Source organism: Sorangium sp. So ce726 (assembly GCF_051521405.1).
Lineage (GTDB): Bacteria > Myxococcota_A > Polyangia > Polyangiales > Polyangiaceae > Sorangium.
This window is the reverse complement of record NZ_CP150349.1, coordinates 12277174-12300885: the sequence shown is the minus strand read 5'-3', so window position 1 is coordinate 12300885 and position 23712 is coordinate 12277174. Positions and strand designations below refer to the sequence as shown.

The 23712-nt window shown below is 70.0% G+C and carries 13 protein-coding genes; 5 read left to right on the top strand and 8 right to left on the bottom strand.

All coding sequences use genetic code 11. The annotated features are described in order from the left end of the window. Positions 1 to 40: 40 nt before the first annotated feature. On the bottom strand, positions 41 to 3718 hold the full coding sequence (locus WME79_RS45875) for an FIST N-terminal domain-containing protein (RefSeq protein ID WP_437528509.1): 3678 nt from the start codon (positions 3716 to 3718) through the stop codon (positions 41 to 43). Between WME79_RS45875 and WME79_RS45870 the strand changes: the two genes are divergently transcribed. The 3 genes from WME79_RS45870 (at position 3717) to WME79_RS45860 (ending at position 7194) form a co-directional block, all read left to right on the top strand. Further along, positions 3717 to 3959, top strand: coding sequence for a hypothetical protein (locus WME79_RS45870; RefSeq protein ID WP_437528508.1), 243 nt, complete (start codon positions 3717 to 3719; stop codon positions 3957 to 3959). The genes WME79_RS45875 and WME79_RS45870 overlap by 2 nt on opposite strands. 454 nt (positions 3960 to 4413) lie before the next feature. Next, on the top strand, positions 4414 to 5712 hold the full coding sequence (locus WME79_RS45865; RefSeq protein WP_437528507.1) for a right-handed parallel beta-helix repeat-containing protein: 1299 nt from the start codon (positions 4414 to 4416) through the stop codon (positions 5710 to 5712). Between the two features lie 186 nt (positions 5713 to 5898). Continuing rightward, positions 5899 to 7194, top strand: a complete 1296-nt coding sequence (locus WME79_RS45860) for a right-handed parallel beta-helix repeat-containing protein (protein ID WP_437528506.1) — start codon at positions 5899 to 5901, stop codon at positions 7192 to 7194. Between the two features lie 149 nt (positions 7195 to 7343). Here the strand turns inward: WME79_RS45860 and WME79_RS45855 are convergent, their stop codons facing one another. Then, on the bottom strand, positions 7344 to 8624 hold the full coding sequence (locus tag WME79_RS45855; protein WP_437528505.1) for a PP2C family protein-serine/threonine phosphatase: 1281 nt from the start codon (positions 8622 to 8624) through the stop codon (positions 7344 to 7346). A gap of 57 nt (positions 8625 to 8681) precedes the next feature. After that, on the bottom strand, positions 8682 to 9704 hold the full coding sequence (locus WME79_RS45850; RefSeq protein WP_437528504.1) for a hypothetical protein: 1023 nt from the start codon (positions 9702 to 9704) through the stop codon (positions 8682 to 8684). Positions 9705 to 10077: 373 nt separating this feature from the next. On the opposite strand from WME79_RS45850, the gene WME79_RS45845 reads away from it, so the two are divergent. Then, complete coding sequence (locus tag WME79_RS45845; RefSeq protein ID WP_437528503.1) at positions 10078 to 11802, top strand: ABC transporter substrate-binding protein; 1725 nt, start codon at positions 10078 to 10080, stop codon at positions 11800 to 11802. Between the two features lie 239 nt (positions 11803 to 12041). On the opposite strand, the gene WME79_RS45840 is transcribed toward WME79_RS45845, so the two are convergent. Both WME79_RS45840 and WME79_RS45835 read right to left on the bottom strand, forming a co-directional pair. After that, a complete protein-coding gene (locus tag WME79_RS45840) occupies positions 12042 to 14633 on the bottom strand; it encodes a caspase family protein (RefSeq protein ID WP_437528502.1) in 2592 nt (863 codons plus the stop codon). Positions 14634 to 15410: 777 nt separating this feature from the next. Further along, positions 15411 to 16505 carry a PEGA domain-containing protein gene (locus WME79_RS45835; RefSeq protein WP_437528501.1) on the bottom strand — a complete coding sequence of 365 codons (1095 nt, stop codon included), beginning with the start codon at positions 16503 to 16505 and terminating at the stop codon, positions 15411 to 15413. 627 nt (positions 16506 to 17132) lie between these two features. Between WME79_RS45835 and WME79_RS45830 the strand changes: the two genes are divergently transcribed. Continuing rightward, positions 17133 to 18044 (top strand): hypothetical protein, encoded by a 912-nt coding sequence (locus WME79_RS45830; RefSeq protein WP_437528500.1) that lies wholly within the window; start codon positions 17133 to 17135, stop codon positions 18042 to 18044. Between the two features lie 81 nt (positions 18045 to 18125). On the opposite strand, the gene WME79_RS45825 is transcribed toward WME79_RS45830, so the two are convergent. From WME79_RS45825 to WME79_RS45815, 3 genes are read right to left on the bottom strand one after another with little or no spacing between them, the layout of a single operon-like run. After that, a complete protein-coding gene (locus tag WME79_RS45825) occupies positions 18126 to 20408 on the bottom strand; it encodes a hypothetical protein (protein ID WP_437528499.1) in 2283 nt (760 codons plus the stop codon). A gap of 9 nt (positions 20409 to 20417) precedes the next feature. Then, entirely contained in the window at positions 20418 to 22463 is a 2046-nt protein-coding gene (locus WME79_RS45820; RefSeq protein WP_437528498.1) for a DCC1-like thiol-disulfide oxidoreductase family protein, read from the bottom strand. Continuing rightward, entirely contained in the window at positions 22460 to 23614 is a 1155-nt protein-coding gene (locus tag WME79_RS45815) for a tryptophan 2,3-dioxygenase family protein (RefSeq protein WP_437540072.1), read from the bottom strand. Before WME79_RS45815 ends, WME79_RS45820 begins: the two co-directional genes overlap by 4 nt. Positions 23615 to 23712: the final 98 nt, after the last annotated feature.

Here is a 23712-nt window from a genome sequence, read left to right as displayed (position 1 = left end):
GGCGTCACTTCTCCAGGAGCGCGGCGGGCGGTCATGGTGCTCATCGAGGGCCTTCGGCCTGGGATTTCGCGAAGCTCACGCTGCGGCGCTCACCGCGCGACTCGATCTGGAGGGTCATCGTACCACCTGCCGGCGCGCGAGCCCACGCGTCCGCCGTGGCCTTCCCGAAGATCTCGACCGAATGGACGGGGCGATCGTTGACCGAGAGTACGATGTCCCCCGCGACGACCCCTGGATCCGCGGCGCGCTGCGAGCGCTCCGCCGCGACGACGACGAGCTCGCCGGAGGTGCGTGCCCTCGCCTCGAGCTGCGGGAAGAAGCGCGCCACGGTGAGCCCCTGGAACGTGGCCGTCTGGCGGTAGAGCTCCGCGGCCGCGTCGAAGCTCTGCCGCGACAGCCTGTACCGCGCAAAGGCGAGCACGCCGTCGCCTTCCCGCCGCACGACGGCGTCGACGCGCTCGGGCGTCGCGAACGCGCCGACCTGCGCAAGGAAGCGCCCGGCGATGCGCTCGACGATCTCCGCGCGCTGCGCCGGCCCGGCCTCGGCCGGTGGCTGCGCGACGAGGAGCTCGGCCGCGGGGGAGCCCGCGAGCTCGGCGGCGAGGCCGGACGTGAGGCGCTCGATCGCGCCGTTGCGCGCCGCCGCGAGCGCGCCCGACTCGCTGGCCGCGGGGCCGCCGCGGCCGACGACGAGCACGCTCTCGCCCTCGATGACGAACGGCCGCTCCACCCACGCGGGCGGGAGGTCGTCCATGACCGACCAGCTCGCTGTGCCGAGCCCGCTCGCGGGCGGCGCCGGCGCGCGCGCCTCGCCCGCGGGCGCCGCCGAGGCCGCGGGCGCCGCTGAGGCCGCAAGCGCCGCTGAGGCCGCTGGCGCTGCCGGAGCAGCGGGCGCTGCCGAGGCCGCTGGCGCTGCGGCGGGGCCGACGCCGCCGCGCCACGCCGCGAAGCCGACGGCCGCGAGCGCCACCCCGCCGAGCAGCGCGAGGAACGCCGCGTTGCCGCCCGCGCCGCGCTGCTGCGGTGCGGCGGCGCCCGCGCTGTGCTGCTGCGCCTGGGGCGCCGCGGCCGGCTCATGCTGCGGGCTCGCCGCAGGCAGGGCGGGCGGCGGCGGGACCGAGAGGGCGCGCGCCGCGTGGGCGCCGAGGAGGTAGAGCAGCGAGCGGGAGCCGTCGAAGGCGAGCGGCGTGTTGCAGCGCTTGCAGGTGACGCCCGGGTCCTGGCCGCCGCGGAGCAGGGGGGCGTGCCGATCGACCTCGACGAGCACCGTCCGGGTCGCGCTGCAGGACGCGCAGCGGCCCTCGACGACCGCGGACTCGATCCGCGCGAGCTCGGGCCACGAGGGGCCCCCCGTGCGCTCGGCGAGCAGCCGGGGACAGCCCTCGATGCGGATCGCCTCGACGGTGCCGTCCAGCTTGCGGAGCGCCGACTCGAAGCGCGCCGCGCCGTCGGAGGTGACCGCGGGGACGTTGCTCAGATCGAAGACGACCTGGCCCTCGAGGCCGTCGATGATGCGGCTCCAGCGGATCGTCGCGGTCAGCTTGCTGCCCACCTTGAGGCGCGTGACGCGCCCCTCGACGGACTTCTCCACCGCGTCGCCGACGGCCGGCTCGTCGGCCCGCTCGAGCTCGAGGAGGATCTCCCGCACCTCCGGCGGGATCGCGCCGGCGCCGTGCTGGGCGACGAACCCGAAATACGTCTCCGCGTCGTCGTCGAAGGCGCCGGCACCTTCGCAGCGGGGGCACACCGCGTCGGGCGCCTTGCCCTCGGCCAGCGAGGCCGCGTCGTGGGCGCAGTCAACGAGGCGCTCGAACTGGGCGCCGCACGACTCGCAGCAGTACGGCGCATAGAACGAGACGACCCGCCCGTTGCCGGCAAACCGCCGGATCATGCTGAGCTGGTTGATGACCGGCTCGGAGCAGCGCGCGAGGTAGAGGGCGCGGAGGCGCGGCTGGGCCGCATGGATCATCTGGAGCCACTCGCGGACGCCGAACGACGTGATCCGCTCGACGCCGGCGAGGTCGAGCAGGACCTTGCCCTCGAGCTCCCGCGCGAGCGCTGCCCCCTTGAACGCCTCGGTCATGCGCCCGGCGAGCCGGACGACGAGGACGTCGCCGATCGTCCGCTGATCGAACGCGAGGCTGTCGAGGCGGCCGGCGGCGCCGGCGGGCGGCACGCTCCGCGTCGGCGCCGCGCGGTGCGCCCAGGCGGCAGGCGGCGGCCGGTCCACGGTGGTGGGGCTGTGCCCCGACGAGACCGGCCCCGAGGCGGGCTCGGCGCTGTGCGGGCGCGACGCCCTGCGGCCGTTCGGCGGCACCCGGATGGTCGGCCGCGGCTCCTCGCCCTCGCGCCCCGGCGACAGCGGCGACGGCGCGGGCGCCGCGCTCGACGCCGACGCCGGCGTGTCGAAGGCGGTCTCGGACGTGAAGGTCGAGTCCGACGCGATCTCGAGCTCCTCGAACTCCGCCATCCCGCCGGCCGGCTGCGCGACGACGCGCGCCGCCACGGCTGGCGCCCGCTTCGCGGCGCGCGGCCTTCGCTCCCCCGAGGCTTCGCTCCTGGCGAGCGGCGTGAGCGCCTCGGAGAGGACCGTGAGGGTCATGGTCTGGTTGTGCAGGTCGCAGTGGCCGGTCGCGTACGGCGAGATCTCCCCGTACGAGTAGAACCCCGTCACCTGCGTGCCCTTCGGCAGCACGTCAAGCACCGCCTCGACCTCTTCCTCGGTCCGGTCGCCCAGCACGATCCGGCGCCCCACGCAGCTGATCGCGATCGCCAGCGCGCTGTCCCCGCCCGCCCTTCCCGCCTCGCTCGCCGCCCTCGCCGCCTGCTCCGCGCCCCCGATCAGCCGCTCGAAGTCCGCCTTCATCAGCTGCACCAGGTGCCCTCTCGGCACGTCCCCCGCGAACGTCAGCGACTGCGCGTCGTGGTCCACCGCCAGCACCGTCCGCACCAGCGCCTTCTCGTCCTTCGCCGTCGCGCGCAACGCCAGCGGGAACAGGAGCGCCGACGCCGGCAGCTCCGCCGCCTTGTCCCCGAGGTACTCCTTGTACAGCGCAAGCGCCGGGCGGCCGTCCACCTCGTAGAGCACGTTGCCCTCCGAGCGCGTCACCATGCGCTCCGGCCCGAACTTGTCCCAGCCCCCCTTCGACCCGTGCTGGATCACCACGTGCTCGCCGTACAGCCCCACGGCCGCCACGAGCCCGCTGCGCACCACGTCCCCCGCGCACACCCACGTCCGCTTGAACTGCGTCCCGTCCCCGGAGAGGCCCCCGGTCACCACCACCGACTCCGGCAGCACCGCGTTCATCCCGCGCACCAGCTGGCTGCCGTTCACCCCGAGCCCCTCCGACAGCACAAGCACCCCGCGCAGCCCCGGCCGCTCCAGCTTGCGCGCCAGCGCCTGCCCCGCGGCGAACGACTCCGACGCGCTCGCCACCTCCACCTGCGCCGTCGCCAGCGTCGTCCGCTCGAACCGCGCCACCGCCACCGTCAGCGTCCCGTCGCGCACCGACGTGCCCGCGATCTCCCCCGCGCTCGAGCACCCCACCACGTGCGACCGCGGGTACGCCCGCCGCAGCTCCCGGATCGCCCCGGGGTCGTCGAGGAGCTCCGGCGCCCCGAACGCCAGCACCAGCGTCCGCTCGCTGTCGAGCACCGGCAGCACCCGCACGGACCACTTCTTGGTGTCCCGATCGTAGTGGAAGGTCTCGAGGATCATGGATCTCCTCGCTCTCAGGCTACAGCACGCAGGCCGCGGCGAGCGTCGCGACGTGACGGCGGAGCTCGCTCATCCGCCTGCTGCGTCTGCGATCGGCGCGGCTCCTGGGCTCGGCGCGGCCGGCTGGACGCGGGCCGGGTTCGACGGCGACCGCTGCGACGTGCCTCGCTCCTGGGCGCACATGACCCGGAACCGGCGCTTCGCCACGCTCGATGGCAAACGATGTGTCAAGCACGCTTGAGGAAGGCCAGCCCAGAGCGTTTCCCATCGGTCAAAACAATCTTCGACCGACGGCCGGCGGTTGGCATGACACCCAGAGCGTGATCCGCTGAGCCACCGACAAAAGCCAACAACCCCAACGGCTTCACTCGTTCTTGCGACATCCCAACCACCCACGCCGGCGCCTGGGAGCACGTCCACCACGTGGCGCCGTTCGTCGGTCTGGGACGTGCGCCGACGCCCGCGATGAGATCATGAGCTGAACGTCGAAGCCGCTCTGTCGTCGACGCTCATCCACGCGACGGGATTCGCGAATTTGGATTGCCGACGCCTTTTCCGGATTCCATCATTGCGCCCGACTCGCTGTATCCCTCGACGCTGGATAGCGTCGACGACGAACACCGATCCACGCGGGGAGGCGTCAGCTCACGCCTCGACCGGCGGCTTCGACTTCCAGCACAGAGAGGAGCACCAGGATGAAGCCAACGATCCTCTTGCTAGCACTGACTACAGCGTTCCTGGTTCAGAGGGGCGCCCTGGCGGCGACGTACTATGTCGACTGCGGCATCGGCGATGACGATGGGGAGGGCGACGCGGACGACCCATGGCAGACTCTTCAATTCGCCGTCGACAACATCGATGACGGCGACACGATCATCGTGCGCCCCGGGCTCTGTGAGGGCTGTCGCATCGGGGAGTCGGGGGCGCCGGGTGCAGGGAGAAAGACCCTGAGGGCCGAGCCCGGCGTCACGATCGAGGAGCCGGGGAATGACAACGCACATGGCAGCCACATCGAAGTCGAGCTCTTCGGCGGCACGGTGAGCCATTGGATCATCGAGGGCTTCGAGCTGGCGAACGCAGAGAGATCCGGCGCCGATCTACGCGGCACAAGCGACATCACCGTCAGGTACTGCTATGTCCACGACAGCGGCCAGACGGGCATATTCACCGCGTTCAGCGACGATGCGGTGATCGAGCACAACGAATCCGCCTTCAACGGCGAGCATGGGGTGTACACCAGCAACAGCGGAGATCGCCCCCAGATCCGCGGCAACCTCTTCCATCACAACGCGTCCGCTGGCGTTCACATGAACGGCGACAGGAGGTTCAAGCCTGGCGATGGGGTCATCACCGGCGCCACCGTCGAGGAGAACAAGATCTGGGAAAACGGCACGCTCGGGGCCTCGGCGATCAACTGCGATGGGGTCAGCGACAGCATCTTCAGGAACAATCTGCTCTACAGGAACCACGCGAGCGGCATCTCGCTCTATGCGGTAGACGGGTCGCAGGGGTCGAGCCGCAACCAGGTTTACAACAACACGATCGTGATGGCGGCAGACAGCCGCTGGGTGATCAACATCCCGCGCTCGAAGGGCAACATCTCCGATCCGGTCGGCAACAAGATCAAGAACAACATCCTCTATACACCGCGGGCCGACAGGGGGTCCATCCTGATCTACCAGCCCACCATCGCCGGCTTCGAGAGCGACTACAACGTCGTCGTCAACCGCTTCAGCACGAACGGCGGCACCTCGATCATCAACCTGAGCACGTGGCGGAGCCGCGGCTACGACACGCACTCGCTGCTCGCCTCCCCGACGGATCTCTTCGTCGACCCGGACCACCCGATCAAGCCCGATTTCCACCTGAGGCCAGGCTCTGTAGCCATCGACAGCGGAACGGCCGTCCCTGTGCTCATCGATCTGGACGGGGTCCCTCGGCCCCAGGGGCCCCGCTGGGACATCGGTGCTTATGAATTCGTGAGCAGCCAATAAAGGTTGATCGACGGGACTCGTGAATTTGGATTGTCGACACATTTTCCGGATTCCATCATTGCGACTCGACGCGCCGTATCCCTCGACGCTGGATAGCGCCGAAGGCGAACACCGATCCACGCGGGGAGACGTCAGCTCACGCCCCGACCGGCGGCTTCGACTTCCAGAACTGAGAGGAGCACCAAGATGAAGGCAACGATCCTCTTGCTGACATTGACCACAGCGTTCCTGGCTCAGAGGGGCGCCCTGGCGGCAAGTTACTATGTCGACTGCGACTTCGGCGATAATGGAGGGGAGGGCGACGCCGACGACCCATGGGAGACCCTCCAATACGCCGTCGACAACATCAACAACGGCGATACCATCATCGTGCGACCCGGGTTCTGCGAGGGTTGTCGCATCGGAGAGTCGGGGGCGCCAGGCACAGGGAGGAAGACCCTGCGGGCCGAGTCCGGCGTCACGATCGAGGAGCCGGGGGAGGGCAACGCACATGGCAGCCACATCGAAGTCGAGCTCTTCGGCGGCACAGTGAGCCATTGGGTCATCGAGGGTTTCGAGCTGGCGCACGCGGAGAGATCCGGCGTCGATCTACGCGGCACGAGAGACATCACCGTCAGGCTCTGCGATGTCCACGACAGCGGCGAGACGGGCATCTTCACCGCGTTCAGCGACGACGCGGTGATCGAGTACAACGAATCCGCTTACAACGGCGAGCACGGGGTGTACACCAGCAACAGCGGAGATCGCCCCCAGATCCGCGGCAACCTGCTCCATCACAACGCGTTCGCTGGCGTTCACATGAACGGCGACAGGAATTTCACGCCGGGCGACGGCGTCATCACCAACGCCACCGTCGAGCAGAACCAGATCTGGGAAAACGGCATGGACGGGGCCTCGGCGATCAACTGTGATGGGGTCAGCGACAGCATCTTCAGGAACAATCTGCTCTACAGGAACCACGCGAGCGGCATCTCGCTTTATGCGATAGACGGGTCGCAGGGGTCGAGCCGCAACCAGGTTTACAACAACACGATCGTGATGGCAGCAGACAGCCGCTGGGTGATCAACATCCCGAGCTCGCCGAGCGGCATCTCCAACCCGGTCGGCAACAAGATCAAGAACAACATCCTCTACACACCGCGGACCAACAGGGGATCTATCTTGATCTACCAGCCCACCATCGCCGGGTTCGAGAGCGACTACAACGTCGTCGTGAACCGCTTCAGCACGAACGGCGGCGCATCGATAATCAACCTGAGCTCGTGGCGGAACCGCGGCTACGACAGGAACTCGGTGGTCGCCTCTCCGACGAACCTGTTCGTCGACCCGAACGACCCGTTCGAGCCCGATTTCCACCTGAGGGCAGGCTCCATGGCGATCGACAGGGGAACGACGGTCCCTGTGCTCATCGATCTGGACGGGGTCCCTCGGCCCCAGGGGCCCCGCTGGGACATCGGCGCGTATGAGTTCATCGTCATGTAACGGTAAAGGGACGGCGACCGAGTCGCTCTCGCGGGGCGCTGCACACAGCAGCGCCGGACGCCGTACCTCCGCGACAGGCGGAGCTCGATCGGGGTGGAGGCCACGGCGACGGCGCGCTGGGGGATCTGCGGCGCGATCTCTCGAGTCGGCTACCGCACGCGGGCCACGACGAGCGTCACGTCGTCGTCGAGGGAGCGCTCGCCGCGGAACCTCGAGACCGCCGCGACGATCGCGTCCCTCGCCTCCTCGGGCGCGCAGGCGGCCACGCTCTGGAAGAGCGATCGCAGCCGCTTCTCGGTGAACTGCTCGCTCGACTCGTTCTCGCACTCGGTCACGCCGTCGGTGAACCAGAGGAGGGCGTCGCCACCCTCGAGGGCGATGGTGCTCGACGTGTACTCGGCCGAGCTCGCCGCGCCGAGCGGCTCGCCCTGCGCGGCGAGCTGCCGGATCGCGTTGTTCCTGACCAGGTAGGGGAACGGGTGCCCGGCGTTCGCGAGGGTCAGCGAGCCAGCTGCGGGATCGAAGATGCACGCCGCGCAGGTCATCAGGAACTTCTGCTGCCCCGCCTCGAAGATCGAGCAGTTCATGACCCGGAGCAGCTGCGCCGGGCTGATCGTCTCGCGCGCGAACGTGCGCACGACGTCGCAGGCGGCCTTCGCTGCCCCCGTGATGATCGCGGACGAGATGCCGTGCCCGGTCACGTCGCCGACGACGGTGAGCAGCCTGCCGTCCGGCAGATCGTGGAACGTCCACCAGTCGCCCCCGCACTCCGCCGCGGGCTGGAAGTGGCTGGCGAGCCGCAGGGAGGGCCGCTCGATGACGTCCTCGCTCGGCACGAGCATCTGCTGGACGGCGCGCGCGACCTCGAGCTGCTTCTTCAGCGACGCCTTCTCCGCCGTGTCGTAGAGCAGCTGCACCAGCCGGTCCCCGAGCGCGACGAGCTGGACGCGGACCTCGTTGATGGCCTCGTCCGAGCCGCTCGCGCCTGCGGCGTCCTGGCCGGCGGCCTGGCCTCCGGCGGGCTGGGTCGCGCCGCCAGGCGCCGCGCTGCTCAGGGAGAAGAGCTCGCTGAGCTTCGACGCGAAGCGCCGCTTGGCCGTGGAGATCGTCGAGCCGACCTCGATGGGCCGCGACGGCTCGACCTGCGAGCTCGCGGCGTCGTGGAAGATGGTCAGCGCGTCCCCGATGGCCACGACGACGCTGCGCAGGCGGTCCCGCTCGGCCAGGAGCTGGCGGTGCAGCGCGCCCATCTCGTTCGTGGAGAGGTCGAGCGAGCGGGTGAGCAGGTTCCGATCGTCGGCGACGTGGCGGTAGTGCTCGCTGATGCGCGCGACCACCTTGTGCCAGGTCTCCTTGTCGGGCGGCTCGCCGAGGTCCTCGATCCCGAGGCGCCTGAGCTGCCGCGCGAGGAGCGGATCGATCTCAGCCATGGCGCCCGCCTCGGCCGGCTCGCCGTCCTCTCGCGCCGCGCGCGGCGAGCGCGGGCGTCACCACCCGGTCCGCTCCAGCGTCTCGATCGCCGGCGTGGAACGCTCGAAGAAGTGGAGGGACGCCGGGAGCGAGCGGAACTCGCGCGGGTTGACGTCGAGGTCCCAGAAGGACGTGACCATGGTCGAGGCCATGGGCGAGACGTCGACGACCAGCACGGCGCCGGCCGCGTAGATCTTGAGCATGCCGAGCCCGGCGCCGCCGCGCGAGGTGTCGAGCACGGGGGCGTTGGTCGAGTCGGCGCCGCGGGCGCTCAGGCCGCGGGTGATGCCCTCGAAGACGTGGTGTCGCCGGAGGCCGCCGAACGGATCGTGGGCCTGGAGGGCGAGGTACGCGCCGTCGGTGCCGAGGCGCAGGGTGGGGATCTCGTTCTCCTCGAGCACGAGGTCGCGCCGCCTGTCGTGCGCGTAGCGGGGGCGGCCGCGGCGGTCGACGGGCGCGTCGTACATGGCGTTCATGAGCAGCTCGTGCGCGAGGGCGGCGAGCCGCTCGGCGACCCGCGCGGGGGCGCCGGAGCGCTCGGCCCAGTGCGCGACCTCGGCGACGGTGCGGTCGCGGTCGTCGCTCGTGCGGGGGCGCCATTTCACGATGGTGGCGCCCCACGAGAGCAGGTCGGAGAGGCGAGGCGGCAGGGCGAGCGGCTTGAGGATGCGGCGGACGGCGAGGGCGATCTCCCAGGGCCGCGGCATGGAGGCGAAGCTCGGCCAGCCGACGATGCTGGAGAGGCGGGGCTCCTTGAGGGCGGCGTGGAGGATCGCGTCGGTGCTGCCCGAGGTCCACACGAGCAGGTGCATGCTCGGGTATCGCTCGGCCGCCCACTCGAGCGCGAGGTCGAGATCGGCGGCGTCGCAGCCGAGGAGGAGGGGTCGCTCCGACAGCCGGGCGCGCAGCTCGGCAGGATCGCTGGCGACGGGGACGTCCTGCAGGCCGGAGGCCGCGGCCATCACGCGGGCGATGCGCTGGCCGACGACGCGGTTCCGCTCGAGGACGGCGATCGTCGCTTTGGGAGGAGAGGCGCTCAAGGGCTCACCGCGGGTTATCCCCCTGGCAGCGGCTGCCCTGGGGTGGACACGGCCCCATTACATCACAGCGCGCGTCCGAGAGGTGCCGCGAAGACGCCGAGCCGCCGCGTGGGCGTGGAGGCGCGGGGGGCGCTCGCCCCCGCAGACGACCGCACATGCACGGGCGGCGCCGCCGCCGAGCGCCGGAGCCTGGATGGCCATTTGACACCCGCCATACTTAACCGGTAAAGTGCGACATCGCCATGTCGAGCACGGCATGGCGGATCTCGCGCGCTCGTCCGTCGTTCTTTATCTGCCGGGCTACGGCGCCGCGCGCTGTCACGGAGATGGAGCGTCGCGGGGACCCGACGTCGCCCGCGCGGAGAGGCTTGTCATGAAGACTGGACTTATGCCGCGTCGCATCTTCTTTCTGTCGGCGCTGATGCTTTCCGCCAGCGCCGCCGCGGGCTGTTCTTCCAAGGAGAAAGCCGACGCGGCTCGTGGTGCTCCGGAGGGGTCGGCGGCGTCCGCGCCGAAGCCTGCGGCGAAGGGCGCCTCGATGGTCACGATCTCGAGGGAGCAGCAGGCTTCCTGGGTGCGGAGCTTCAACCCCCTGCTCGCCGAGGGGAGCGTACGATTCCCGACGCTCGCCGGCATCTACGAGCCGATGCTCATCTTCAACACGATGAAGGGCGAGTACACGCCGTGGCTCGCCACGAAATACGCGTGGAGCGACGGGAACAAGAGGCTCACCTTCACGACCCGCGCCGGCGTCCAGTGGTCGGATGGACAAGCGTTCTCGGCGAAGGACGTGGCGTTCACGTTCGAGCTCCTGAAGAAGCACCCCGCGCTCGACCTCTCGGGGGTGTGGAAGTTCGTCGAGTCCGTGAAGGCGACGGACGACACGACCGTCGAGTTCGCGTTGAAGCGGCCGTACGTCCCGGGGCTCAGCTACATCGGCCACCAGCCGATCGTGCCGGAGCACAAATGGAAGGACGTCGCCGATCCGGTCACGTACGCGAACGAGACCCCTGTGGCGACAGGGCCGTTCACCGAGATCAAGACCTTCCAGAACCAGGTGTACGAGCTCGGCAAGAACCCGAACTACTGGCAGAAGGGGAAGCCGGCCGTCGATGGCATCCGCTTCCCGGCGTACCCGGGCAACGACCAGGTCAACCTGGCGATCATCAACGGCGAGGTCGACTGGGCAGGCGCGTTCGTCCCCGAGATCGAGAAGGTCTATGTCGCCAAGGACCCGGCGAACCACCATTACTGGTTCCCGCTCGTCGGCGGCATGGCCACGCTCTACCCGAACAGCACGAAGAAGCCGTTCGACGACGTGCGCGTGCGCAAGGCGATCAGCATGGGCATCGATCGGGCGCAGATCGTGAAGATCGCGTCCAACGACTACACCCAGCCGGCGGACGCGACAGGGCTCGACGACTCCTACGAGCGCTGGCGCAACCCGAAGGCCGTGGCGGCGGGCGACTGGGTGAAGCTCGACGTGGCGAGGGCGAAGCAGCTCCTCGACGAGGCCGGGTACGCGCCGGGCCCGGACGGTATCCGGGTGAAGGATGGCAAGCCGATGCGCTTCGAGATCAACGTCGTCACCGGCTGGTCCGACTGGGTCCGCGCGGTCCAGATCATGACGCAGAACCTCAAGCAGCTCGGCATCGACGCCTCGCTCAAGGCGTACGATTTCAGCGCGTTCTTCGAGGCGCTCCAGAAGGGCACATTCGACATGTCGATGGGGTGGACCACCGTCGAGCCGACGCCCTACAACTACTACCGAGATCTCATGTCCGCGGAGCTCGTGAAGCCCGTCGGCGAGGCGAGCGCGCGCAACTGGCACCGCTACGGCGACAAGGAGGCCGACAAGCTGTTCCAGCAGTTCGAGGCAGCGACGGAGTCAGCCGAGCAGAAGCGCATCCTCGACGAGGTGCAGATGCTCTATGCGCAGAACGCGCCGGTGATCCCGCTCTTCAAGAACCCGTCGTGGGGCGAGTACAGCACGAAGCGCTTCACCGGCTTCCCCACCAGGGAGAACCCGTACGCCAAGCTGTCGCCGAACAACCCGCCGGAGTACCTGCTCGTCCTCACGGAGCTCAGGCCGAAGTGACGCGCCGCGGGCCTTCGCGGGGGACACCGCGCCGGCCGCGTCGACCGTGATCCCCTGCAGATGCCCCTCCTGACAAATCACCTTATTTGTTGGCAGTTTTAGCGAGAAAAAGAAATTGAACAGGGAGGCGGGGAGACGGGGAGATTCATGAGATTTTAATCCCCGTCTCCCCGCCTCCCTGTGAATTCCACCTCACGTGCGAGCGCCTCCACCCACTTCTCTTCTGCGCGGGCCGTGCCTCAGGCGGCGGCCCCTAGCCCGAGGGCGAAGTCCTTACGCCGGACCGCCCGGATCACCTCCGGAACAACCGAGGTGGCAATCCCGATCGCGAGCGGCAGCCACTTCTCTTCTCCCTCGGCGCCCCCGACGGGCAGCCGGCTCGCCGCCGGCGGGGCCAGCTCGAAGGAGGCGTCTTTGCCTCGGATCGCGCTGATCATGCCAGGCACCGCGCTGATCGCAGCCGGGACAGCCGCCCGCGCGAGCGCCGCCACCCACTTCTCCTCGGCGTCTGCGGTATCGCCGTTACCGGCGTACACACCGCTGGCGGCCCCGGCTTCGGGCGCGAAGTCCTTGCGCCGGACCGCCCGGATCACCTCCGGGACGACCGAGGTGGCGATCCCGATGGCGAGCGGCAGCCACTTCTCTTCGCCTTCGGCGCCGCCAGCGGGCAGCCGGCTCGCCGCCGGAGCGGCCTGCTCGAAGGAGGCGTCTTTGCCCCGGATCGCGCTGATCATGCCCGGCATCGCGCTGATCGCGGCTGGCACAACCGCCCGCGCGAACGCCGCCACCCACTTCTCCTCCGCGCCTGCGGGATCGCCGTCACCGGTGTTGTACCCGCCGTCCGTGGCGGGCGCTTCGGGCGCGAAGTCCTTGCGCCGGACCGCCCGGATCACCTCGGGGACGAGCGACGCGGTGACGCTGGCAGCGAGGCCTATCCACTTCTCTTCGCTCACTTGCAGGGTATCCGTCGGCGCTCCCGCCTGCGCTCTCATGCCCGTGTTCGCCTGTGGGGCCCCGGCGCCTGTCGCCTGGGACGTCACGCCTTGCTGCCGCTGCTGTCCGCCCGCCGCGGCGGCCGGAGGCATCGCGGGCCGCGGCGCGGCCACGCCAGCGGGCGCAGCCCCGGCCGGGCGCTGCTGCGGCTGCCAGCCTCCGCCCTCGGCGCTGCCATAAGGCAGCCTGCTCGCCGCCGGCGAGGCCTGCTCGAAGGAGGCGTCCTTGCCTCGGATCGCGTTGATCATCCCAGGCACCGCGCTGATCGCGGCTGGCACAGCCACCCGCGCGAGCGCCGCCACCCACTTCTCTTCCGCTGCGATATCGCCGTTGCCGGCGTACACCCCGTTCGCGGCTCCGGCTTCAGGCGCGAAGTCCTTGCGCCGGACCGCCCGGATCACCTCCGGGACGAGCGATGCGGTGACGCTGGCGGCGAGGCCTATCCACTTCTCTTCGCTCATTTGCATGGTATCCATCGAAGCGCCCTCCTGTTCTCTCCTGTCCGTGTTCACCGGTGCTGCGGCCGCGGCGCCTGTCGCCTGGGACGTCGCGCCTTGCTGCCGCTGCGGTCCGCCCGCCGCGGCGGCCGGCGGCGTCGCGGGCCGCGCTGTGGTGCCCGCGGGGGCTGCCTCGGCCGGGCGCTGCTGCTGCGTCGCGGGCCGCGCTGCTGTTGCGCCCGCGGGGGCCGCCTCGGCCTGGGGCTGCCGTGGCTGCCCCTCCGCCGGCGTGGTCGGCGACGTCGCGGCGCCGCCGGCCGCCGGCCTGGCGTTCGGCGGTGAGCTGGGCGCTGCGCTGCCGGCCGTGGCCCTCGTGGGCTGGGCGCTCTTCGCGGCGCCCTTCGCGGGCTGGCCTTGTGCAGCGGCCGGCGTCGCGGGCTGGCCTTGTGCCTCGGCCGGCGTCGCTGGCTGGCCTTGTGCCTCGGCCGGCGCGGCGGCGGCTGGCGCCAGCGTCAGGAAGCTCGACTCAGCGAGGCCGGCCGGCTCCGCCGGCACCTTCAAGAGCGGAGTCTGCCGGAACCCCATCTCCTGGAGCTTGGCGCGGACGCCCTCGTGCACCTCGGCGATCGACGGCTCGTCGCCCGCAGCGCCGAGCACTTGCTGCAGCGAGAACGAGAAGGCCGACAGGCCCTCGGTCGCCGAGGTCGAGGCCGCCGCCGTCTCGTTCTCGGAGCAGGCGGAGAGCAGCAGCCCATTGAAGGTGAGCTGATCGGTCTCGTCCCCACCGCCGTCGCCCGGCGCGGCCGCCTTGCCGGCGGCCGTCGCCTCCCGGCCCAGCACCAGCCGCTTGACGCCCGCGTCGCTCGCGATCTGCACGCTGCCGAAGGGCCGCGGGACGAGCGGCCTGCCGATGAGGCTCTTTTGCTCGTGCTGCGCGTCCGGCGGCGGTGACCACGCCTTGCTGCGCGCGAGCTCGACGCGCCCGCCGATCGCGACCTGCTTCTGCATCCCGCCGGAGAAACAGGAGTCGAGCACCACCGTGAGCACGCCAGGCGGGGCTGTCTGGCTGAGCTCGCTCAGGCGGTTGTCGAACAGGAACTGCATATCGCCGAGGACCAGGCACTCTTCGAGGTTCTCTCCGCGCGGCTGCTGAAAGCCATGGCCAGAGTAGAAGAAGACCAGCCGGTCATCAGGGCCGACATTCTCGAATAGCCAGGCGAGCCCCGCCTCCACGTTGGCGACGGTGGCATCACCATCGTAGAGCTCCTTGAAATCACTGAAGCCGTAGCGCTCGCTCAGCAGCGAGCGGAACTTGGCCGCATCCTCGAGACAGCTCGGGAGGTTGTTCTCCTCATTGCCGTAGTTGTTGATCGCCGTCAATAACGCTCTCTTCGATGCCATGTGCATACCTCCTGTCAATCCAGCGCGAAACCGAGCCCGTCGCCGCGTGGACGTCAGGCGTTCTCGATAGGGTCGCGGGGAACGCTGGTGGACCTCGCTTCGCTCAACCCGTGAGGGCCCCGCCCCTGCCGCCGTACCGAGACCGGGGAGACAAGGGAGCGAGCGAGCGCCCAGACGGCCTGCTTTCGGGCCGCCTGGACACGATGTCATCAGGCATTTCCAGGGTCGCGAACGAGCACGTCGCCACCCTCAAACGGATGTGCTCGAGACGGCCGACACATCAGGACGCGTCTGCCTGGGCGCACCTGAAATGACCGCACACCTCGAGGCGCGCCTCGTTATGTCCAATCGAGATCCGGGTTCACGATTCGCCGATTTTCGCGAGCCCTGCTCATCGTCCGCCGTAGGGATCGACACAGGGAGCGGGACGATCGATGAGCACCCGACATGCCAAGCTTCGACGCTGCACGTGCTCGAGAGAGCCCCTCCGGACGATGACAGAAGCGCTACGCCTCGTTGCATTGCTCGAATGTTTCACGAGCGCTGCCCTCGCCTCCGTTCGTCGTGCGCCTTACGGTGCACGGGGCAAAGAGCCCCAGTGTGGCGTTCCTGAGTGCTGTCTGGTGCGACGCCCTCGCGAGCGGGGGCGTCTCCTGTTCGTCTCAGCAGGGGCGAGCGCACCGAGATAAGAAGAGCTCGTCAAGCGCGAGGGAGCTCATCTGCAGGAAGCGAGCTAGAGTGGCGGCTGGCGAGGGGGGTGCATCACAGGTGGCGGATTCACCACGCCCCGAGCGCCACCACGCCGATCTGGTGCGCCGTCGTCACCGGCAAGACACGGAGGGCGGCCGGCGCCGTTTTCGCTCGCGGGGACGAGGGGCCCGCGAAGAAGGACACCACGGTCGCAACGCCAACGACAACTCCCGTCGCGACAAGGGCGGCCCCGAGGACGCGGGACGTGTCGCGCTGGACGCGCAAGCGGTGGAGCTCGGGGCATGCGGAGGGCTGCGGCACCTGGCGACACGCGTCCGAGGTCCATGCTGGATCGCGGTCGAGGCCGCCGCCGCGCTCGTCGATGTCTCCATCGAGGACGTTCGCCCGGAGCATGAAGACAGTCCCCGAGGAGATGGCGGCCGTCGTGACGGCGATCCCCGCGATCCGCAGTGTTCCCGGCCACGACGCCCAGGGCCCAGGCGCCGGGGCCGCGGCCGGTCCGATCGGTCCGCGCTTCGCCGCGCTTGGCTCGGGGGTGCGCGGGGGCGGCGGGGCCACGGGCGACAGCGTCAGCGTCGCGCCGACCGTCGCCCCGCCGGCGATCTCGACCTGATGCGAGAGCTCCTCGTATCCCGACAGGCGGGCCCGGAGCGTGTGTTTCCCCGGATCGACGAACAGCTCGAGGACCGTGGCTCCCGTGCCGATCGGCTCGTCGTCGAGGAGAACCTCGGCGTCGGGCGGGGCGGCAGCCACGTAGATCCTTCCGACGTGCTCCAGCGCCTTGTTGAACCCGGCCGTGAACCGGCGGACGAGCGGCTCCTTCAGGACGGCGTCGTGTTCGAGGCTCTCCCCCAGGTGCTCGGCGGCCTCCCGGTGCTTGCCCTGCTCCAGCTCGGAGAGCCCGAGATACCCGAGGACCTCGGCCTGCTGCACCTCGGTCATCCCGGCCGCGTCGGGCGCCGCCAGGGCAGCCTCGAAGCTCGCCTCGGCGTCCGCCCACCGCCGCCCGAAGTAGGCGTTCCGGGCCTTCTGGCGCAGCGTCGCGGCCGCCGGCGGCGAGCCCCCGGGCGGCGGCGCCGCGCGCGAGGGCGCCGTGGCGCTGAGCAACGCGCCGAGAAGGCAGCACCGCAACAGGACCGACCGCAAGCGCAAGCGCGTCATAGATAGCCCACCTTATCAACGACGTCGCCAGCCCGGCAACGGTGCACGCCCGCGTGGGATCGCGCTTTTACGCAACAATTTTGACGTCGTCTCTGGAATGCAACCGACCGAGGCCTCGGCGTGTCGTCGTCGCCTGGGAACGCACCCCGGCGCGCCGTTCTTCGTCGCGCCGGTCGATTCGGTCACCTGCGTTCGCGCCTGGATCATCTGGGCGGGCGCCTCGTCGTGCTCGGGATGCAGGCGGAGCGCTCCTTCTTCACGGAGAACCCGAATCTCTGTTTGGTGAGGGTGCGCTTGCATGTCATCTGACAAAAGGTACCGGGAATCGAACCCGGAGCTGAATCGAAGGGTCAACTGAACGAGAGATACAGCGGGCGCCGTGTCCGATGCCTCGGAACGGTGTCGGCGCCCTCGAGGACCTGAGTCCGCTCGTGCACCCGAGAGCCCCACGCGCAGCCCTGCACCCTCACCGTCGGGGCACATGCGGTTCACATGGCGTGATGACCCCGAGGAGCTGCCCGGAATTTCTCAGTGGGAGGCGGCTGCTCGGCCCATGCGGGCCCCACCGCATGAGCCTGGTGCGCCACGCAAATCCAGCATGACTGCAACCACTCGAGAGACTTGCCGATGCCCTCAGTGACCCATGAAGCCCTGGTGGAGCTGTTCAAGAACCGGCCGACGCTCGCCGCCGAGATGCTGCACGACGCGCTCGGTCATCCGGTCCCGACCTTCACGGAGGCGCGCGTCGAGTCCTCCGACCTCACCGAGATCGTGCCCTCCGATCGCCGGGCGGATGTCGTCGTCGTGCTGCTGGTCGGCGAGCAGCAGCAGCAGCCCGCGATGGCCATCGTGGTCGAGGTCCAGCTGGGCGTGGACCCGGACAAGCCCTACGTCTGGCCCGTGTACGTCACCCAGACGCGGGCCCGGCACCGCTGCCCAACCGGGCTGCTGGTCGTGACGATCGACGCGGCGATGGCTCGGTGGAGCGCGCGGCCGATCGATACGGGTCATCCCGGATGGACGCTGACGCCGCTGGTGCTCGGGCCCCAGGGCGTCCCGGTCGTCACCGACGCCGAGCAGGCGAAGGCGGCGCCCGAGGTGGCCGTGCTCTCCGCGATGGCGCACGGACAGAGCGAGGCGGCGGAGGCGATCGGCTTGGCTTTCTTGGCGGCGGCGGACGAGCTCGATGAGGAGCGCCGGGCCGTCTACGGGGATCTGGTGCTATCCTCGCTGAACGCAGCGGCGAGGCGGAAGTTGGAGGCGATGATGAAGGGCGGTTACGAATTTCAGAGCGAGTTCGCACGCAGCTACGTGGCAAAAGGCGTGGAGAAGGGTCGAGAGCAGGGGCGGCTAGAGGGAATCCTCGAAGCCAAGGCGCGCGACGTGCTCGCCATCCTCGAGGCCCGCGGGCTCGAGGTCCCCGCCGAGGTGCGGGAACGCGTCCTCGCGAGCACCGACATCGACGAGCTGGATCGCTGGATCCGTTGCGCCGCCGTGATCAGCGACGCCCGAGAGCTCCTCGCCACGACCGGCTCCTGAACCGACGCCCCGGGCCCCAGGAGCAGCCGATCGCGCTGCCCCTATCACCGGGCGGCGACGCAGGGTGTCCCCTGCACCCCCCTACTTCTCCGCGCTCGCTTCCTTGAGCACCGGCGGCAGCGCCGGCAGCCCCGGACGCGGCCGATACCCCGGCTTGCGGTACGACAGGATCGGGATCGCCTCGTTCTTGTACGGCGCGGTCTCCCCCGGCTTCGGGCACTGATCTCTCACCCAGTACACGTCGCACGCCACGATCTCGTCGTCCGGCCGCCCGGTCCGCTCATGGTACCTGAGCAGGTAGTCCTGGAGGCCCGGCTTGCGAAACGCCTTGTTCCGATCGAGCCGGATCCGGTTGAAATAGTCCTGCTGGATCTGCCCGAGCCCCAGCCCCCGCGCGTCGGAGAGGTTCAGATCCGGCGGGAGCCCCGTGAACGGATCCACATGCCGGCCGTCGACCGTGATCGCGTCGACGCTGATCGACCCGTCCTCCGTGATCGGGTTCGGCGCGAACATCCCCCACCCCTGGAGGATCCGCGGATACACGATCGTCGCCTGCACGAACTTCGGCTGAGTGTGCTTGAGGAACGCCGGCACGCTCTTGTTCTCGTTGATGGCCTGGCTCACCGCGCAGAGCCCGAGGTACGCGACCAGCGCCTCCCGCGCGATCGTCCTTCCGCGGGCGAAGCGCTCCGCGAGCGGCGACGGGCTCTCCGCCACGCACGCTGCCCTCCCGCGCGGTTCCCGGCTCAGCCCGAAATACAGCGCGATCCCGTCGCGCCGCCTCGAGACAACCCCGAGCAGCGCGCCCGGCGCGCCGAGGGCCAGCGCCCAGACGAACGGCCAGGCAAAGCGACCTCCAGGGAGCGCCTGCACGATCTCGCGCAGGGCCGCTGCACCGCGGAACACCTGCCCATCCGCCGGGTCGCTCGCGTCGCGCACCTCGAAGAGCTCCGGCCGGGGCTCCCCTCCCCCGGCCGCCTCCGCGCCGCCCGCCGGGACAGCGCGCGCCTCCTCGAACCGGAGCAACTCCAGCGCATCGAGCCGGACAAGGAAGCGCATGAGCGCGAACGCGAGCGGTGAATCGCCGTCATAGACGACGACCCGGGGCGCCGCGCGGCGGCGATACCAGCGCTCGAGCGCGTCCCAGTGCTGCGCCGTCGGCAGCAGGAACGACCAGGCGATCATGAACCACGAGAACGGGCCGAGGCGCATCATCACCCCGAAACTCCCGTGCAGGGCCCACATCCCCCCCATCGCGAGCGCCCGCGTGAAGCGGCGGCCATAGGGCGAGAGGATCCATGTGATGAGCAGCGCCTCGAGCATCAGCACGCCCCAGGTGAGCCCCTTCATCGCCCAGAAAGGGATGAGCTCCCGCGCGAGGACGGCGATCCCGGTCACCATGCGATCGAGGTGCAAGACGTAGTGCACCGTCTCGCCACGACGCCAGATCAGGCCCGACTTGTTGACGACGTTGAAATAATAGATGGTCGCCAGGTTCAGGATCGCGAGGAGCACGATCCCCGAGACGTACGGCCGCTCGGCCCACTCGAAGCGCCTGCGATCCGCGAGATCGGCGACCGTCCGCTCTCGCCGCTCACGGTACGAGCGAATCAGCGCGTCGACGGAGAAGCGCCTGCCGGTCGGCATGAACATGGCCCAGCAGGTGATGATGTTCACGACGACATAGCCGCCGTTCTCGATCATGACGATCCGGTTGTCCCTGCTCACCACGAGCACGAACGCCAGGATCGAGAACAGCCGCGTGTGCCATCCGACGAAGAAGCAGAGAAAGCAGAAGAGCGAGAGCGCGAACGCGACGTGGACCTCGCCCGTCGACGAGAACGCGTGATACAGGCTGAAGTTGTATCCGCTGCTCGGGTGGAAGAGGTGATAGTGGTTGGTGAGCACCCCGTCGTTGCTGTAGATCCAGCTCGCCTCGGCCCAGTGGCGCACGCAGTCGGCCGAGAGGAGGAAGCCGAGCACCAGCCTGAACAGGCCGAGCGTGCGGACGTCGATGGTGCAGTAATGCTCCTTGATCCATCGCCCCACGCGCCGGAGGCGCCCCTCGGCCGGCCGCTTCGGAGCCCCGACCGCGGGCGCCGGCTGCGCGCCCGCACCGCCCGCCGCGCTCTCCCGCGGTTCGCCTTCGCCGGGCGGAACATCCCCTGTCGACGCGCCTTCGCCGGGCGGCTGCACATCCCCTGTCGATGCGCCTTCGCCGGGCGGCTGCACATCCGCTGTCGACGCGCCCTCGCCGGCCGGCACATCTTCTGTCGACGCGCCCTCACCAGGCGGCGCGCCCACGCCACTTCCGAGCGCCGCGTCGGGTTCCGCGGCGCTCGGGTCCTCGTCAGGCCGACCCATCCGAGCGCCTCAGTTCGGCTTGCCGTGCCGGAGGAGGCTCGGCGCGAGGGGTAGGCTCCGCTCGCCCAGCTTTCCCGTGCCGCCTCGCGAGTGCGAGAACAGCTTGTCCCGCTCGAAGCTGCTCGGCGCGGGCTCGCCCGGCGCGGGGATCGGCGCCGAGACCCAGTACGCGTCGAAGCCCGACAGCGACGCCTCGCGCCCCGTTCCGGGCGTCTGGGGCCCGCCCTTCGCGAGGTAGTCGCGGAAGGCGCGCTGGTAATCGGACCACTCCGGCCGCCGGATGCGATCGAGGTAATCGGACCAGAGCTGGCCGAGCCGCGCCCCGGGGTGCCCCGCAGGCTGGAGCCGCGGCTCCTCCCCGGTCAGCGGATCGATCGGCTGCGACGCGCGCGTCTGGCCGTCGATCACCATCAGCGCGTTGTCCCGCGGCGGCTCGGGCGCCATCACGTTCCACCTCGCCAGCATGCGCGGCCACGACGCCACGCCCGCGAGCACCGCCCCCTGCGGGACGGCCGCCGCGCCGGGCAGCGGGTTCTCCTTCGCCGTCTGCGCCAGCACCGCGGCGAGCACCACGAGCACCGCCACCTCCCGCAGCGACCCCAGCGCGAACCGCGCCGTCCGCACCGCCGGCGCAGGGCCGTCCGGAGCGGGGCCCGCGTCGCCGCCGTCCGCTTCGCCCTCGTCGGGCAGCGGGATCCCGCACGCCTGCTGCCCGAGGAGCTCGCTGATGCGGTGCCTGCGGGCCGCGACCACGTCGTAGAGCGCGTTCAGGAGGTGCGAGATGCCCGGCACTTTGAGCGGCCAGGCGAGCCAGCCGAGCGGCAGCGCCAGGAGCCCCTCGGCCAGCGCGGCGCCCCGCGTGTGCACGCGCCCCTTCCGGTCGATCGCGAGCGCCGTCCGATCGACGAGCTCCGGCGTGACCTCCTTCGGCATCGGCACGCGCTCCGTGGCGCCCGTCTGGTTGCGGACGTAGAGCTCGTCGAGCGTGACATTGCCCTGGAACGTCAGGTGCTCGCGCAGATCGAGCCGCTTGACCAGGCGCGCCAGGAGGAGGCAAACGCCGCAATCGGCGTCGTACACGAGCGTGCGCGCGCGCCCCTCGCTCCAGGACCGCTCGTACACGTCCCAGAGCTCGCCGGGCAGCACGATCGGCGCCGCGGCGGCGAGCGCCCAGCCGAACAGCCCGAGATCGAAGAAGACCCCGAGGATCAGCCCGTGCAGGACCATCAGCGCGGCCGCGGCCCCGCGCGTCCAGCGGAAGAGCGCGGGGACGAAGAGCAGCGCCGGGATCGCGAGCTGCATGGCCCACGTCCCGAAGGTGAGCCCGCGCAGCGTGCCGAGCGGCAGGACGTCACGGAGCCAGATGCCCGCGTCGCTCGCCAGGCGCTCGGCGTGGAGCGCGTAGTAGAACGCCGTCCCGTCGCGCCACGCCGGGCCGCGCTGCTGGAGCGCCGTACAGAGGTAGATCAGGGCGAGCTGCAGCAGCACGGCCAGCGCGGCGAGCGACGTCGGCGACCACCCCGGCAGGCGCTCGGCCGCGATCTCGGCCTCCGAGACCCTCGACCTGTCGTTCAGCTCCGTGTCGCGCTTCTCGTCCTGCAGGGAGAGCGAGGCGCGGAGGCTGTCGAGCGAGAAGCGGCTCCCGCACGGCAGGAACGCCGTGAGCGCGAGGATCGCGATCGCCGCGTAGTTGCCGGCGTTCTCGAGCAGGATGTTCCTCGACGTCAGGCTCACCAGCACGAGCAGGGAGAGCACATGAAAGACGCGCGTCCGATGGCCGATGAGGAACAGCGCGTAGACGATGAGCGCCAGCGAGAAGGCGAAGTGGGCCTCTCCCTCCGTCGAGATGGCGTGGAACAGGCTGAAGACCTGCTGTTTGCCCCGGAGGTTGAAGAGGTGGTTGTGGTTCGGGAGGACGCCCTCGTTCGAGTAGAAGTCCCGCACCCATCGCCACCGCCCGAAGAGGTCGGCGATAAGGACCAGCCCGAAGGTGATACGAAACAACCCGAGCGAACGGGCGTCAAGACGCAAGAAGTGATCGCGAAGTGATTTCACGGAGAGTCCTCGACACGGAATCCGTAATCCGAAGCGTGCTCGAGCTCAGGGACGCTCGGCTTACGCAAGAGCAGGGAGCGCACCGTCCAGAGATCGCCGAAGACGCGGTAGCGCAGCGCGGTCTGGTCGAGGTAATCGACGCCCGCGGAGCCGCCCGTGCCGGTGCGCCGGCCGATCACCCGCTCGACCATCCGCGCGTGGCGCTGCCGCCAGATGAGCATGGCCTGCTCCATCTCCAGGATGCGGTCGAGCACCTCGCGCGGCCACGCGAGCCGGGGCAGCTCGCGGTAGCTCTCGATGAAGACGATCGCCGCGCGGACCGCCCGGCGCTTCTCGCGCGTGGCCTCGTCGGCCGCCGGATCGTCCTCGGCGAGCAGGAACGCCTCGGCGGTCGCGCTCTCCGCCTCGTAGCGCGCGCGGAGCCGCTCGACGTCCGCCGGGGTGAGCGCCTTGTCGATCGCCATCTGGACGCGGCGCTCGTTCTCCTCGCGCATCGAGCGCGTGTAGCTGCGCAGGAAGCTCACGACGCCTTCCGGCTCGCTCGATCCGTCGATCGGCGTCCGCGAGAGCCACTCGTACAGGAAGTGCTTGAGGCTCGGCCCGCTCGCGAGCCTCGCCTCCACGCGACGCGTGGCCGCCGAGGGCGCGCCGTCAGCGGTCTTGAGCGCCTCCTTGTAGCTCCCCTCCCGGCCGAGCGGGATCCGGAGCGCGTCGTCGAGGCCCAGCACCAGCTCGATCTCGCGCAGCTGCGCCGACTGGAAGCCGCTCGCGGGGATGAGGCGATCGCGGAAATCGAGGTAATCGCGGGTCGTGAGCGTCTCCATGACCCGGAAGTGCTCGATCGCCTGCTCGAAGATGGTGACGACCCGCCGGAACGAGCGCGCCGCGGAGGCGAGCTTCTGATCGGGCACGGGGTTCTGGCGGAAGAGCTCGCGCGCCGAGGTGAGCTCCCGGAGGATGAGCTTGAACCAGAGCTCGTAGATCTGATGGACGACGATGAACAGGGCCTCGTCGTTGCCGACCTTCTGCTCGTCGTCGTCGAATCCACCCTGGAGGGCGAGCAGCTCCTCGACGTGGATGTAATCCCAGTAATTCATGTCGTTGGTGATTCGAGAGGCGCCGCCAGCAGCGCTCGCGCGGCGTGTTCGCAGCAAGCGGTGCGCCCGCGCAACGAGCGGCGCCGGGAGTCTACTTCCCGCCCCCCAGGAAACGGAAGGGCCTGGCACGGGTCGCACGGATTGCGCGTCCG